The 14,167-nt window shown below is 51.8% G+C and carries 13 protein-coding genes; 7 read left to right on the top strand and 6 right to left on the bottom strand.

From position 1 onward, the window contains the following. Nucleotides 1-130 precede the first annotated feature (130 nt). Nucleotides 131-1,069 (bottom strand): bifunctional helix-turn-helix transcriptional regulator/GNAT family N-acetyltransferase, encoded by a 939-nt coding sequence (locus HF324_RS15105; RefSeq protein WP_168803280.1) that lies wholly within the window; start codon nt 1,067-1,069, stop codon nt 131-133. 196 nt (nt 1,070-1,265) lie between these two features. On the opposite strand from HF324_RS15105, the gene HF324_RS15100 reads away from it, so the two are divergent. Next, the gene (locus HF324_RS15100) at nt 1,266-2,711 is read left to right on the top strand and encodes a sodium:solute symporter (RefSeq protein WP_168803279.1); all 1,446 of its coding nucleotides are present in this window, start codon (nt 1,266-1,268) and stop codon (nt 2,709-2,711) included. Nucleotides 2,712-2,857: 146 nt separating this feature from the next. Here HF324_RS15100 and HF324_RS15095 read toward each other — a convergent pair whose 3' ends face one another. Further along, nucleotides 2,858-3,814: an ion channel gene (locus tag HF324_RS15095; protein WP_168803278.1), complete on the bottom strand. Its 957-nt coding sequence runs from the start codon at nt 3,812-3,814 to the stop codon at nt 2,858-2,860. 55 nt (nt 3,815-3,869) lie between these two features. Then, nucleotides 3,870-4,577 (bottom strand): DsbA family oxidoreductase, encoded by a 708-nt coding sequence (locus HF324_RS15090; protein ID WP_168803277.1) that lies wholly within the window; start codon nt 4,575-4,577, stop codon nt 3,870-3,872. A gap of 270 nt (nt 4,578-4,847) precedes the next feature. Here HF324_RS15090 and HF324_RS15085 point away from each other — a divergent pair, with 270 nt between their 5' ends. Then, entirely contained in the window at nt 4,848-5,246 is a 399-nt protein-coding gene (locus HF324_RS15085; RefSeq protein ID WP_246269544.1) for a winged helix-turn-helix transcriptional regulator, read from the top strand. A gap of 204 nt (nt 5,247-5,450) precedes the next feature. Here HF324_RS15085 and HF324_RS15080 read toward each other — a convergent pair whose 3' ends face one another. Next, the gene (locus HF324_RS15080; protein ID WP_168803276.1) at nt 5,451-6,374 is read right to left on the bottom strand and encodes an NADP-dependent oxidoreductase; all 924 of its coding nucleotides are present in this window, start codon (nt 6,372-6,374) and stop codon (nt 5,451-5,453) included. 119 nt (nt 6,375-6,493) lie between these two features. On the opposite strand from HF324_RS15080, the gene HF324_RS15075 reads away from it, so the two are divergent. From HF324_RS15075 to HF324_RS15060, 4 genes are all read left to right on the top strand, one after another. Beyond that, on the top strand, nt 6,494-7,825 hold the full coding sequence (locus tag HF324_RS15075) for a DEAD/DEAH box helicase (RefSeq protein ID WP_168860189.1): 1,332 nt from the start codon (nt 6,494-6,496) through the stop codon (nt 7,823-7,825). 378 nt (nt 7,826-8,203) lie between these two features. Further along, on the top strand, nt 8,204-8,758 hold the full coding sequence (locus tag HF324_RS15070; RefSeq protein WP_168803274.1) for an RNA polymerase sigma factor: 555 nt from the start codon (nt 8,204-8,206) through the stop codon (nt 8,756-8,758). A 38-nt stretch (nt 8,759-8,796) separates the two neighbouring features. Continuing rightward, nucleotides 8,797-9,882, top strand: a complete 1,086-nt coding sequence (locus HF324_RS15065) for a FecR family protein (protein ID WP_168803273.1) — start codon at nt 8,797-8,799, stop codon at nt 9,880-9,882. Between the two features lie 23 nt (nt 9,883-9,905). Further along, nucleotides 9,906-10,883, top strand: a complete 978-nt coding sequence (locus HF324_RS15060; protein ID WP_168803272.1) for a helix-turn-helix transcriptional regulator — start codon at nt 9,906-9,908, stop codon at nt 10,881-10,883. Here the strand turns inward: HF324_RS15060 and HF324_RS15055 are convergent, their stop codons facing one another. Then, nucleotides 10,884-11,774 (bottom strand): LysR substrate-binding domain-containing protein, encoded by an 891-nt coding sequence (locus HF324_RS15055; RefSeq protein ID WP_168860187.1) that lies wholly within the window; start codon nt 11,772-11,774, stop codon nt 10,884-10,886. A gap of 130 nt (nt 11,775-11,904) precedes the next feature. Between HF324_RS15055 and HF324_RS15050 the strand changes: the two genes are divergently transcribed. Continuing rightward, nucleotides 11,905-13,170 (top strand): MFS transporter, encoded by a 1,266-nt coding sequence (locus HF324_RS15050; RefSeq protein ID WP_168860186.1) that lies wholly within the window; start codon nt 11,905-11,907, stop codon nt 13,168-13,170. Between the two features lie 10 nt (nt 13,171-13,180). On the opposite strand, the gene HF324_RS15045 is transcribed toward HF324_RS15050, so the two are convergent. Continuing rightward, nucleotides 13,181-14,164 (bottom strand): glycoside hydrolase family 43 protein, encoded by a 984-nt coding sequence (locus HF324_RS15045; RefSeq protein ID WP_220100754.1) that lies wholly within the window; start codon nt 14,162-14,164, stop codon nt 13,181-13,183. Nucleotides 14,165-14,167 lie beyond the last annotated feature (3 nt).

The raw sequence follows: 14,167 nt of genomic DNA, 5'->3' as shown, positions 1-14,167 counted from the left end.
TTTAGGGATTTTGAGATTTTGAGATTTCAGGGAATCAAACAGTCCCTGATTTACGGATTTCAGGATTTACGGAGCAATCATTCCGCAAAATCCCAAAATCCGTAAATCAAAAAATCCCTAAATCCCAAAATCACTGCGTCAGGTCCATATCATACCGCTGTTCATACTGTTGCTGCCCCCACAGTTGCAGGAACTTCTCCCCTGTTTTACGGAAGCCTGCCTTTTTGTAGATATCGATGGCGGTTGACTGCAGGCTGGTCGTCATCAGGTAAACATTCTGATAATTTTTCTCCCGGCAGAAAGCGATGGCTTCGGCGAACAGGCGTTTGCCCAGTCCGCGTCCCCTGTAATCAGGATGTACAATGAACCAGCGCAGCTGGGCGAGGTAGCGGGACGAGCCCAGTATCGCTACCGCTCCAACGATCCTGTTGTCTGCAATGGCCAGGAACACCCTGTCTTTGTTGGCGTTGTAGGTGGACAGGAAATCCTGGAAGGTCTTACACACATAGGATTCAAACTCAAAGTTATAGCCACATTCTTTGGCATACAGTTCTCCGTGCAGGTATATCAGGTAACCGATATCGCCCGGTTGCAGGTCATAACGGAAATGGATATCCGAAGTAGTCGCCGCAGGCGCAGCGCCCGACAATACCGTTTCGATCGTTTTCATGGCGCCGGTCACCTGCAGGCGCTGAACTTCTTCCAGTGGCTCCAGTATCTGCCGGATATGATCGGAAGACCTTTCATTGAGGCCGGCCATCAGTTTACGGCCTTTAGCTGTCAGCTGCAGGAAAAAAGTCCGCCCGTCGGAGGGTGACTGGTGCCGGGTGATCAACCCGGCTGTTTCAAACTTCTTAAGGATACGGCTCAGGTATCCCCCGTCTATCTTCATGGTATTGATCAACTGGCCCGCGGTACATTTCTCCTGGTCCCCGATCTCGTACAGCACCCTCACTTCAGAAAGTGAAAATTTGCTATCGAGGATATGCTGGTCCAGCAGGCCAACTACCCCGGTATAAAAGCGGTTAAAGTGCCGGACATCCGCTATCAGTGCATCGTTAGACGACATATAAATCACTATTTCAGTTAAAATTACAAAAATACTTGACAATGTCAACTATTTTATTTGACTAAAGCAAATAATTTTCCGGGGCGGTAATCGTGTAAAAAACACCCTTACTGTATACATACACCCAATAGGGTAAGATGTTATATTTGTGATTTAGCACTTTATATTGCGGTGCGGTCTTGATTAAAACACATATATGTCGCCAGGATTATTATTTTCGTTCGTCATTGCTTACTTCGTTATCTTATTGATTGTCGCCTGGTACACCGGCCGTGGGTCTAACAACGACTCCTTTTTCATCGGCAACAGGAACAGTAACTGGATGCTGGTGGCATTCGGGATGATTGGCACTTCACTGAGCGGTGTCACTTTCGTAAGTGTTCCCGGAGCGGTCGGCAAAGACGCCTTTACCTATTTCCAGATCACGCTGGGTTACTTTATCGGCTACATCACCATTGCCTATGTGCTGATACCGCTGTATTACCGGCTGCAGCTGACTTCCATCTACAATTATCTGAACACGCGCTTTGGCGTGCTGTCGTACAAAACGGGCGCCTCTTTCTTTATCCTGTCGCGCACCCTGGGGGCTACGGCCAGGCTATACCTGGTGGTACGCATCCTGCAGGACGCGATCCTCTCCAGCTTCGGCGTACCTTTCTGGCTCACCACCCTGATCATTCTCTTTATGATCCTGGTATATACCTACGAGGGCGGGGTGAAAACCATCGTGTACACCGACACGCTGCAGACCACCTGTATGCTGGCGGGACTCATCATCTGCGTATTCTATATTCTGCATGCCATGGACATGAACATGGGCCAGAGCATCGCCGCCATGCAGGAGAAAGGACTAACGCGGATCTTTGAATTTGACCCCAACAGTAAACTGTTTTTCGTCAAGCAGATACTGGCCGGGGCATTTATCACCATTACCATGACCGGCCTTGACCAGGAGATGATGCAGAAAAACATTTCCGTGAAGACACTGCGTGATTCCAAGAAGAACATGGTATCGCTCGCCTTCATCATGCTGATCGTGATTGGCCTGTTCCTGTTCCTCGGCGGCCTGTTGCACCTCTACGGCGCGCAACAGCAGGTAAGCGCCACCGGCGACGCCCTGTTCCCCGAACTGGCGCTGCGCCACATGCCGCCGGTGATCTCCGTGATCTTCATCATTGCGCTGATATCTGCGCTGTTCCCCAGTGCCGACGGCGCCATGACGGCCCTCACCTCTTCCATCTGTATCGACATCCTGGATTTACAGCGCCGCACCGACTGGGACGAAGCGCGGAAAAAACAAGTGCGCCAGCGCATCCACCTGCTGATGGCTTTCATCTTCCTGTTGTTCGTAATGGTATTTGAGTGGGTCAACAACCCCAGCATGATCGGTGTGATCCTGAAGGTGGCTACCTACACCTACGGACCGCTGCTGGGCCTCTTCGCCTTCGGCATCCTGAGCAAACGCACGGTCAACGACCGTCTCGTGCCGATCGTCTGCGTGGTAGCGCCTATCCTCTGCTATGTGGTCGATACCTATCAGTCCCTGCTGTTCAACCAGTTCCAGATCGGACTGGAGCTGCTGATCATCAACGGCGCCTTTACCTATATCGGCCTGCTGATGATTTCAAGGAAAACGACCTAAGGATTTACGATTTTTTGATTTACGATTTTTTGATTTCTTTTGATAAAAGCAAAGACCTAAGCGATTAAAAAATCGCTTAGGTCTTTTTTAATTCGAAAAATCAAAAAATCGTAAATCAAAAAATCGTAAATCAAAAAATCCCTAAATCAGTTAATCTCCCTCGATTTATTGAGCAGGTGCAACTCCAGGATGGTGGTCTTCCCATTTTCGCTTTCCCGGTACATGGGGATGAATTTCCGGTTAAACTGTATTTCCTCGTAGGTATAGGAAGTACGCTGCAGTACCGTATTGGCATATACGTCGTTAAAGCCTTTTACCAGCACATAGATCTCCACGTCGGCATTCCGCATGTCTTCGGCCGTAAAGCCCAGCAGTGGGCTGTTTTCATCGATAGGATGTACCACCGTCCAGTTCATGGACAGGCTTTCAATCTTTCCTCTTTCCAGCGGCAGTGAATAAAACTTATATACCGGCGTACCGTCCTCCACAATTTGCAACCCTATGGTGACCGTCACGTCCACATTGGTGAGCGTGTGATTGTCTTTATACGAGGCAAAGCGGAACATCAGGCCGGTCATGTCTTTGTAGGGAGCAACCAGGGCGTGATCGCTGAAGACGAGGTGCGCCCGCGGCCGGGAAAAACGGCCGTACATCAGACCGGTGGCCACCGCAAAGGACAGGAAGCCCGACATCGCCTCGATAGCCGCCACCATATTGGCCCCGTCACCAACGGGGTTTACCCGGCCATAGCCAACGGTGGTAAAGGTTTCCGTGCTGAAGAAAAAAATCTCTTTCAGGCGTTCCCAGCTGGTTTGCCCGATAATGCCCTGAAACTGGTCAGCCCCCAGCGCCCAGTAGATGCCGGTGTAGAGGAGATTGATAGAGAAATAAAACAGGAGAATGACGCAGGTGAACTTCCACGCCGGCAGGTTGAGCAGTGTGTGGTACACGTTGAACCGGTCCCAGAAGGGGCGGCCTTCGCGGCGGATATTGAAGGTGCCATCGCGGTTGATAAACCGGCCTCCGTAACCACTGGGATTGGTACCGAAGCCGGTTTCGTCATTTTGTTTGGAGAAAGGGTTGATCCTTTTAAGGAGCGACATAAAACAGTTAGTTTGAACAACAAAGCTAACAGAATAATGTCATCTCTATCCGATCTTACTCACAGGTGCCGTCTACCGAACAGGAGGCGCCGTCGGTAATGTCCAGCGTTGTCAGCGGCTGTGTTTTACGCCATTCGCCATATGCCTGTGTAAGGGCTTCTGTAAAGGCTTCGGACGGTTGCGCGCCGGCCACGCCGTATTTACGGTCCAGCACAAAAAACGGAACGCCGCGGGCGCCCAGTTGCTCTGCCTCACGCACATCCAGGTTGACCGCCCCCGCAAATTCACCGGAAGCCAGCGTGTCTGCCACCAGCTTACGGTCCAGCCCTATGGCTTCGCCGATGCCGATCAGGGTATCATGGTCCGAGATGTCTTTTCCTTCCGTGAAATAAGCGATAAAGAGCTTCTCTTCCGCTGCAGCGCCCAGGTTGTGCACTTTCGCCAGTTGTATCAACCGGTGCGCATCAAAGGAATTCGCTACCACCGCCTGATCGAAGTTGTAGGTCAGCCCCACCTCACTGGCAGACCGGGCCACCTGCCGGTGCATCTGTACGGACTGCTCCCGGGAAATGCCTTTGTGCTGCGCCAGGTATTCATATACATCTGTGCCGGGCATGGATTTCAGGTCGGGGTTGAGCTGAAAGCTCTTCCACTCCACTTCTATTTTATCTTTCTCAGGGAATTTCTCCAGTGCCGCTTCAAATTTCCGTTTGCCAATGTAACAAAACGGGCACATGATGTCTGACCATATTTCTACTTTCATCCTATTCATACTTTATATAAAAAAACTTCTGCAAAGTTATTATTTTTGCTTTCCAAAAGTTACCAGTAACCAAAAGGATAGCACTATACAAAAAGTAACCATTTGATCATTGGGTTATTTTATCATTTGGGTATTTGGGCATTTGGGTATTTGGGTATTTTATTACTTGGCGCCGGGCATTTAAAGAAATACAATTCGATTCAATCCAATAAATATCATTTCACTACATATACCAAAAATAAACAAATAACAAAATATATAAATACCAAAATGATTAGGGAACCTGTTTTAACGGTGAAGGAAAAATGTATGGAGACGGGCGACCATAAAGATTGCCTGGGAGTCATCATGCCGGTGAGGGACGCGCTGGACGTCATCAACGGCAAATGGAAGCTGCCGATTATTATCGCTATCTCGCGCGGCCATAAACGGTTCCGCGACATTGAGAGGAATATACCAAAGATCACCTCCAAAGTATTGTCCAAAGAGCTGAAAGACCTGGAGGCACATAAGCTGATCAAACGCAGCGTGTTTGATAGTCAGCCGGTAAGCGTGGAATATACGCTGACACCTTACGCCGACACCCTGAACCCCGTGATTGACGCGTTGTTTGTATGGGGCACGCAACACCGGAAAACGATATTCGGATCATCGGAGCCCCAGGGCTAACGCCCCGGGCTACGATGTTGTTCAGCTGCTTTTATTTGAAAAGGACGATTTGATTTTTCATTGTTTATTGTCGCTTAGCAGGCAGCTTCTTTGCCCCACTTCCACCCCGGCAAAAGCCAGGCATCCTTTTAAGGCGCTATTTGGACGCGCCGGACATTTTTGCGCGAAAGACATCGCCGCAACCGCCAAGGCTTACTACGCGGGTTATTCCTCTATTTTCAGCACGATTTTACCTCTTCCGGGGCCGCCCAGCTGGCTGTAGTCCTGTGCTGCCGCGGCGGCGGACAAAGGCGCGAACACCTTCCGGACGGAAGGGCGGATAAGGTCTTTGTCCAGCAGTTTAGCTACTTCCTGCATGGCATGCAGTGTTTTGGTGCCTGCCCATACCGCGCGGATACCGGCGGCGGCAGCCTTTTCGGGTGACGGTTGCTGCACCAGGCACAGCAGGACACCTCCCGGCTTCACCAGTTGATACGAACGGTCAAGCGTATCGCCGCCGACGGTGTCCAGCAGTACATCCACCGGGCCGGTCTGCGTTTCAAAAGGAGCGGCGGTATAGTCAATCACTTCCGAAGCGCCGAGGGATTTTACAAAGTCCGTATTTTCAGCGGCGCTGGTAGCGATCACATAAGCGCCGGCATTGTATGCCAGTTGCACGGCGAAGTGCCCCACTCCTCCCGCGCCGGCGTGAATAAGCACCCGCTGCCCTTTGGCCAGCTTACCGACGTCGAAGAGTGCGCCCCAGGCGGTTTTGGCGCCGCCGCAGGCTGCTGCTTCCTCAAATGACAGGTGAATGGGCTTATGGAATAGCCGTTCCGCCGGCGCTACCGCGCAGGCGGCGTAAGAGCCGTCTACCGCGCCATACACCGCCTCTCCCACTTTTTTGTCCGTCACCCCTTCGCCGAGGGCAACCACCACGCCGGCAGCTTCCACTCCCGGAATGTAGGGCAACGGTTTTTGCATCATGCCCTCCCTGGTTTTCCAGTCGATGGGATTGACCCCGCTGGCTACAATATTGATTAACACCTCCCCTGGTCCGGGCGCCGGCACCGGCACCTCTTCCAGGCGCAACTGATCAGAACCGCCGTAGGCGTGCACGCGTATTGCCTGTACATGTATATCCTTCATACCATTTTTTTTTGCTGGCTTAAATGTAATGAAAAGCTGTCAGGATTCATGCGGAATGGGCCTTTACAGCCACAGGCCAAAAATATTGTTTACCTTCGCCGTTCATATTTTGTAGAAACATGACATTTGGGGATTTAAATCTGAACACACCTTTACGCAACGCCCTCGACGAACTGGGCTTTACAAAGCCTACCACCATACAGCAACGGGCCTTTTCCGTGATCATGTCCGGACAGGACGTATGCGGTATTGCCCAGACCGGTACAGGTAAAACCTTCGCTTACCTGTTGCCCACGCTGCGGCAGTTTAAGTTTACCAAGGAGAAACATCCGCAGGTGCTCATCATGGTGCCTACCCGCGAGCTGGTGGTACAGGTGGTGGAATCGGTAAAAAAGCTGACGACGTACATGAGTGTGGAAGTAATGGGCGTTTACGGCGGGGTGAATATGAATCCGCAGATGGCCGCGGTACAAAACAAAATAGACATACTGGTGGCCACACCCGGACGCCTATACGATATTATCCTCAGCGGCGCGCTCAAAGTAAAGTCCGTCAAAAAACTGATCATCGATGAGGTGGACGAGATGCTGAACCTGGGCTTCCGGATGCAGCTGACCAATATTATGGACCTGTTGCCCCCGCGCCGCCAGAACCTCATGTTCTCCGCTACCATCACCGAAGAGGTGGAAGCGATGATACAAACGCACTTCAACAACCCTACCATGATAGAAGCGGCGCCCACGGGCACGCCGCTGGAAAACATTGACCAGGTGCTGTACCGGGTGCCTAACTTCAACACCAAGGTCAACCTGCTGGAATTGCTGATCACCCGCGACGAGAGCATGGTCAAAACCCTCATCTTTGCGGGCACCAAAAAACTGGCCGACGATCTGTATGAGCAGCTGCAGGCCAAGTTCCCCGATAAGGTGGGCATCATTCATTCCAACAAAGAACAAAATCATCGGTTTAATACGGTCAACCAGTTCCAGGCGGGCCATTACCGTTTTCTGATTGCGACCGATATCATCGCCCGCGGTTTGGATATCGCGGAGGTGAGCCATGTGATCAACTTCGATACGCCGGAAGTACCGGAAAATTACATCCACCGTATCGGGCGGACCGGCCGTGCCGATAAAAAAGGGATTGCTATTCTGCTGACCAAAGACCAGGAGACCGAACAACTGGCCGCCATTGAAGAGCTGATGAGCTACCGTATCCCGGAGAGGCCATTACCGGAAGACCTGGAAATCTCCGATGTGCTGACAGAAGACGAAAAGCCGAAAGTGTTTATGCGTAATACCCTGGTGAAAGCCCCAAAACGTGAAGACGCCGGTCCTGCTTTCCACCAGAAGCTCGCCAAGAATATGAAGACCAATCAGAAAATCAGTCACAAGGAAAAAATGATGCTGAAATACGGCAAGCCGAAAAAACGCAAACCCAGGAAAAAATAATTCATACGGTTAACACCGCTCATCCCCGCCATTTTTAATGGTGGGGATTCTTTTTGTTCATTCTGGTATTTTTTTCTGCCCGCCATCGGGGCATTTGCGTCATTGATTTTTTCATATCTTATTAAAAATCAAATCATTGCAAACTCTGTTAACACCCGGTTAGCATCTTACGTTGCCCAAGAACGATTAACAATTGATTAACAAATTCAGTATCTTCCGGAAAATCCGGCAGCCCATTACGCATCGAATATACCTGAAAATTTATGTTTGACAGCAGCAGACACCCAATCAATCATTACACTGTATGACGAAAACCAGCGTAGAACAGCTGTTTCCGGGGTTAATACCCTCCCCCGGCGGTCTAACTACATTCAACGCATGAACGCCCATAATAACGATATAGAATTACTGGCCGCGCTGAAGACCGGTAGTGTGGAGGCATTTGACCACTTCTACCACCTTTATCGTGAATGGTTGTTAATTACCGCCATGACCATACTCCAGGACGAGGAAGAGTCCCGGGAGCTGGTGCAGGAGTTCTTTATTGATTTCTGGCAGCATGCGTTATATAAGCGGATAGACCTGAGCACTATCACCACGTTGAAGAACTTTCTTTTTGTCAGTATAAAGAACCGTTGCCTGAACAGGATTTCGAAGGATGAGACCCGGAAAAAGCGGTTGGCCTGGCTGCAACAGCCGCCGTATGTGACACCTGACAGCCGGCTGGAGAAAAATGAGCTGCGTGAGCAGCTGGAGGGCGCCATCAACCTGTTGCCTCAAAAACAATCGCAGGTGTTCCGGCTGGCTTACCAGGAACACAAGACCCGCAAGGAAATAGCTGCTGTCATGGACATCAGCGAAGAAACCGTAAAAAAACATGTTGCCTCTGCCCTGAAGACCCTTCGTCAATTATTGGAAAAAATCCGCTTCTGAGATACCCCGTCCGGACATTATTTCTGTTATTATGATTGATGAAAAATCTCACGTCCATATTTCAGCTGATGACTGAAAAGAAAGCCGGTATTATTTCCGCCGCCGATGAGGCATTGCTGGATGCTTACCTGGAGGAGGTACCGGAAGCCCGTGAAATGTGGAACACCATTGAGAGCGGCAGGCAGCTGCAGGAAAAGGCGCGCTGGCGCAATACCTACAGCATTACCGAAGCGCCGGCTCACCCTCCCCTGTTCAAATGGGGCACCGCCGCCTGTATTTTTCTGGCGGCATTTTCCGTTTACTGGTATTTTTATCATTCCTACGGTGTTCGTGCTGCGGCAGACGTAACGCCGCCGCCGGCGACGACCGTTGCCAACCTGGCGCTGGCCGACGGCTCCGTTCACCCGCTGACCGACGCTCCGGGTACGCTGTCTATCCGCCAGAAGCCGTTGCCTGTACAGGCCCGCAGCCTTTCGCTGCTGACCGCCGCCGGCCTGCCGGCCGGCGTCAACACGCTCACCGTTCCGGATCGCAGCCACTACAAAATAACCCTCTCCGATGGCACTGAAATATGGCTCAATGCAGGTACGCAGCTGAAATTCCCGTTCAGCTTCACTGAATCCACCCGGGAAACCTCCCTGAAAGGCGAAGCTTATTTCAGGATAGCAGCCAACGCCCAACAGCCTTTTGTGCTGCAACTGCCCAACAGCACCGTGCAGGTGCTGGGTACCAGCTTCCATGTGAATACATATACCCCTCATCATATTCGTATATCCCTTACCGAAGGCTCTCTCCGTTTGACCGCGGGCAGCCGGCAAGTCCTGCTGCGGCCCGGTCAGCAACTGATTTACAATGACAGCGCCCGTACGTTCGACATCCGGCGCTTCACAGAACAGGAGGCAGATGCCTGGCGCAAAAAAAACTTTTACTTTTCCAGCGTAACACTTGCCGGGCTCAAGACCCTTGCTTTACGCAACTACGGTCTCCATGGAGTGATAGACACCTCCCGGCCCCTGCATAAGCTATTCATCGCAAGCCCCGGCGGAGAACCGCTTCCTGCCGGCATCCTGCTGCCCGTTCAGGCGCCATCGCCGGCGGAAGACAGTATGCACCAGCTTCAATAGGTCCTGACCATAAACCATTTCCCATGAAATCAACTACCAAAATCCTGTACATCGAGAGAGATGACACGACGTTCACGCCGCACCAGGACATTCCCGCTGCTTTTCAGGGACAACTGATTCCGTATGCGCGTTTTTACTACCACGAAGACAAAGACGGCTCTATCCTCGACCAGAACATCCGGGCCGGGGAATTTTCCATCTGGGTACACAGCATTCATATGCGGCCGGGCGTGGAAGTACGCCACTGCTCCCAGTACCAGGTGATCACCCTTCATGCTTACGACGATGCCGATCACCTGCGGGGTACCATCAACAACCGGCAGCAACTGGAAAAAGAAGTCAGCCTCTTCAACGTGATGGCCTCGGAAGAGCCTACCCTGCCCGGCGCCTCACAACCACTCAGCTTTCACATCAACATTGAACCTTACGCTTTGAAAGAACTGGCACGGGAATTTCCGCTGCTCAGTTCACTCGCAGCCATTCCCATTTCCAATGTGACAGAGCCGCTGCATAAAGCCCCCTTTATGCTCAACCCGGTGAGCCGCCTGATACGCGACCGTATCCTGCGGGCCAAATACATCGGCAACAGCGCCTATAGCTTCTTCCGCCGCAATGCAGCCGACTTCTACGGCAATTACACCCGGCGGCTGATCGCTCCGCCTCCCATCATGATGAATGACGCCAAACGGCAACAGCTGCACGAAATTTTCAGCTACATCCTGAACCACCTGGATGAACCGCTGACTTATAAAACACTGCAACAGAAATTTGATGTGGAAGAGGCGTTGTTACGCCGCCCGTTTGAACAGGAGTTCCACCTGACCATACCGGAGCTGGTATTGCAGGAGAAAATGGCCGTGGCCTTTGAAATGCTGAGTACCCGCAATACGCCGGTAACCACCATTATGGAGCGGCTGGGATTCACCAGTCTCAATACTTTCCTGACTACTTTTGATAAATACTTTAAATACGGGGCCTTACAGGTAATGGACGCACAGTAATCACGGCTGCTTCTGTTTTTCTATGCCTTTCATCAGCTCCTTCACAAAAAGGTCCGCCGCCTTTTTACGGTAAGTGCCTTTCTGCCAGAGGATGTAAGCCTTTCGCAGCAGGGCCTTACCGGCAATGGGCACCGCCACCAGGTTCTTCCAGCCGTTAAGCGCCCGTTCATTCAGTAACGTTACCCAATGCCCGCCTTCCAGCATCGACAGCAGCGCATGCACATCGTTGAGTTCTATTTTCACGGCGGGATACACTTTATGCCTCTCCAGCACTTCGCTGAGAAAATCGCGGGAGCTGAAACCTTTGGAGGCCAGGATCAGCTCCATGCCGTCCAGGTTTTTCAGGTTGATCTCTTTCAGCTGCGCCATGGGATGTTTCTTCGACACCGCCATCACTATCTTGGAAGTAAACAGTTCCTGGCTTTCAAACTCTTTGCCCGGCGTCAGCTGGTGAAATGCCAGGATAAAATCCAGTTGAGACGAACGCAGCTTCCGCTCCAGCTCTTCCGTGTTACCGTAGTCCACAAAAATACGCAGCCCGGGATATTTGCCCGGAAAAGCATTCAGCGCCGGCAGCAGCAACGACGTAAAAGCATACGTAGCGCCGATGCGCAGATCGCCGGTGAGCAGGTTCTGTAGATCTTCAATGGCCTGTTTGCCTTTCTCCACGTCCAGCAGAATTTGCCGGGCATGCAGGAGAAACACGCTCCCCGCTTCTGTAAGCTGCACATGCTTGCCGACCCTGTCAAACAATGGCATGCCCAGTTCCGTTTCCAGCACCTTGATCTGTTGCGACAAGGTCGACTGCGTGATGTACATGGCCGCTGCAGCCTCCGTAAAGTGCGAGGTTTCCGCGGCTTTCACAAAATAGGCCAGTTGACGAAGCTCCATAGATCAATCGGTTTTACTAATCAATATCATTAAAACAATCTATTTTACAAATATATCAAAGTGACCGAAATTTGCACCATCGATTATTAAAAGGAATGTCAGTATTCCCGCTTTTATAAACAAATTTTTGATGGATGTATTTCGCTCTTTAAAATCCCGGAACTTCCGGCTCTTCTTTTACGGACAATCTATTTCCCTGATAGGTACATGGATGCAGAAAACAGCTGTTTGCTGGCTGGTGTACCGGTTAACCAATTCCGCCCTGCTGCTGGGCGTAGTCAGCTTTGTAAGCCTCATCCCCTCCCTTTTCCTGTCGCCCTACGCCGGCAGTTACATAGACCGTCATAACCGCTACCGCCTGATGATCATCACGCAGGTGATCTCGATGGTGCAGGCAGGCGCGCTGGCGCTCATGATCCTGCTGCGTTATTATAACATCCCCGGTATTATTTTCCTGTCGCTCGTACAGGGCGTTATCAATGCGTTTGACGTTACCTGCCGGCAGTCGCTCATGATGGAAATGGTGGAGCAGAAGGAAGATCTTCCCAACGCCATAGCGCTCAACTCCACCGTCGCCAATTTTGCCCGTATTGCGGGACCGGCGCTGGCCGGCATTGTCCTGAGCACCTTTGGGGAAGACATCTGTTTTGCCGGCAATTTCCTGAGTTATGTGCCGGTACTGGTTTCCCTGTTTATGATGAAGATGGACCTGCCGGTGATCGTGAAGTCAGAACGCAGCATCTGGGCAGAGCTGCGGGAAGGATGGCAGTATATTTCACATGACAGGGACCTTTCCTCCCTGCTGCTGATGCTCACCGCCAGCAGCCTGCTGGTGATGCCTTTCAATACATTGATGCCCGTTTTCGCAAAAGATATTTTCAATGGCAGCGCCAGAACATTCAGCTGGTTTGAAAGCGCCGCCGGTGTGGGTTCTATCGCCGCGGCTATTTATATGGCGCAGTTAAAGGCCGGAAAAGACCTCGTCAAAATACTCATCACTGCCAGCCTGATATTTGGTCTGAGCCTCGTGCTCCTCGCCTATGCCGGCTGGCTGCCACTGGCCCTGGTGTTCATGATGCTTTCCGGCGTAGGTATGATGGCACAGACATCTGCCATTAATACCTACATCCAGACGCACGCTATTCCAGCCATGCGTGCAAGGGCTATCAGTTATTACATCATGGCCTACCAGGGCATGATCCCCATCGGCAGCCTGCTGACAGGGATGCTGGCCCAGTGGATAGGACCGCGGGCAACTGTTTGTATTGCAGGGCTGACCGGCATCGTGGCCACCATCGTGTTTGTACAGCATCGCAGAAAAACACAGCCTGCCGTGACGATATTTCCGCCGGCCGGAAAAATGATGACCAACGACCGTAACAGCGCCCGCGCATAACAGCAGCGGCCTAGAGCCGGAGCCGCCGCACGCCTTCTTTGGTCATCACTACCGGCCGGATAGTACCGTCTTCATTAAACTCCATCCGGTCGATACAGGTTTCCCTTTCGTTGGCTCCTTTTTTACCCAGCGGACGGCGGTGATAAACAATGAACCACTGATCGTGCTTTGCATTGTGTATCACAGAATGGTGTCCTGCGCCGGTGGCTATCGCCGGGTCCTGCTGCAGGATTTTACCGATACGCTTAAACGGTCCTGCCGGACTGTCCGCGATAGCATAGGCCACACTATAGTCCGGCCCGCCCCAGCCGCCTTCCGACCACATAAAGTAATATTTTCCGTTCCTGATAAACATCGTAGGTCCTTCCACGTATTTCTCCGGGGTGATCTCCCGGAAAACGGTCCCGTCCTCAAAAGGAATGAAGCCGGTGAAATCATCTTTCAGCCGGGCGATATTACAGTGTCCCCAGCCGCCGTAGATCAGGTAGTAGGCGCCGTCTTTGTCATGGAACACGTACTGGTCGATCGGTTGAGCGCCATGGACGATACTGTCCACCAGCGGTTTACCGAGATAGTCGCGGTACGGCCCTTCCGGTTTATCCGCCACGGCTACGCCTATCCCGCCGGGCTCGCCGTTGTGCTGGATATCGTTGGCGCCGAAAAAGAAAAAGTACTGTTTCCCTTTTTTGATCACCGCAGGCGCCCACATAGCGCGTTTCGCCCATTTAACTGCGGCGGAATCCAGGACATGCGGATGTTTTTTCCAGTGAACAAGGTCATCGGAAGAAAATGCGTCGAAGAACACCTGTTGCTCGTAAGGCGCCGAAAAGGTGGGGAAGATCCAGTATTTTTTTCCGAACACCAGTCCTTCCGGGTCGGCATACCATCCCGGGAATACCGGGTTGCCGGCGTGGCCCGGCTTTTTCACTTCCTGGGCTTGTACTGTCAACGCCAGGGCAGCAGCGGCCAGCAGTGCAGAACATTTTTTCATCATGCG

The organism is Chitinophaga oryzae (genome assembly GCF_012516375.2).
Taxonomy (GTDB): domain Bacteria; phylum Bacteroidota; class Bacteroidia; order Chitinophagales; family Chitinophagaceae; genus Chitinophaga; species Chitinophaga oryzae.
This window is presented reverse-complemented; position numbering and strand designations above follow the sequence as displayed.

Bases quoted from the DNA above. Each gene is read 5' to 3' on its own strand.
- HF324_RS15070 (WP_168803274.1), top strand. From the start codon at position 8,204: ATGAACGCCCATAATAACGATATAGAATTACTGGCCGCGCTGAAGACC.
- HF324_RS15105 (WP_168803280.1), bottom strand. From the start codon at position 1,069: ATGTCGTCTAACGATGCACTGATAGCGGATGTCCGGCACTTTAACCGC.
- HF324_RS15045 (WP_220100754.1), bottom strand. From the start codon at position 14,164: ATGATGAAAAAATGTTCTGCACTGCTGGCCGCTGCTGCCCTGGCGTTG.
- HF324_RS15075 (WP_168860189.1), top strand. From the start codon at position 6,494: ATGACATTTGGGGATTTAAATCTGAACACACCTTTACGCAACGCCCTC.
- HF324_RS15095 (WP_168803278.1), bottom strand. From the start codon at position 3,814: ATGTCGCTCCTTAAAAGGATCAACCCTTTCTCCAAACAAAATGACGAA.
- HF324_RS15050 (WP_168860186.1), top strand. From the start codon at position 11,905: ATGGATGTATTTCGCTCTTTAAAATCCCGGAACTTCCGGCTCTTCTTT.
- HF324_RS15080 (WP_168803276.1), bottom strand. From the start codon at position 6,374: ATGAAGGATATACATGTACAGGCAATACGCGTGCACGCCTACGGCGGT.
- HF324_RS15065 (WP_168803273.1), top strand. From the start codon at position 8,797: ATGAAAAATCTCACGTCCATATTTCAGCTGATGACTGAAAAGAAAGCC.
- HF324_RS15085 (WP_246269544.1), top strand. From the start codon at position 4,848: ATGATTAGGGAACCTGTTTTAACGGTGAAGGAAAAATGTATGGAGACG.
- HF324_RS15055 (WP_168860187.1), bottom strand. From the start codon at position 11,774: ATGGAGCTTCGTCAACTGGCCTATTTTGTGAAAGCCGCGGAAACCTCG.
- HF324_RS15090 (WP_168803277.1), bottom strand. From the start codon at position 4,577: ATGAAAGTAGAAATATGGTCAGACATCATGTGCCCGTTTTGTTACATT.
- HF324_RS15100 (WP_168803279.1), top strand. From the start codon at position 1,266: ATGTCGCCAGGATTATTATTTTCGTTCGTCATTGCTTACTTCGTTATC.
- HF324_RS15060 (WP_168803272.1), top strand. From the start codon at position 9,906: ATGAAATCAACTACCAAAATCCTGTACATCGAGAGAGATGACACGACG.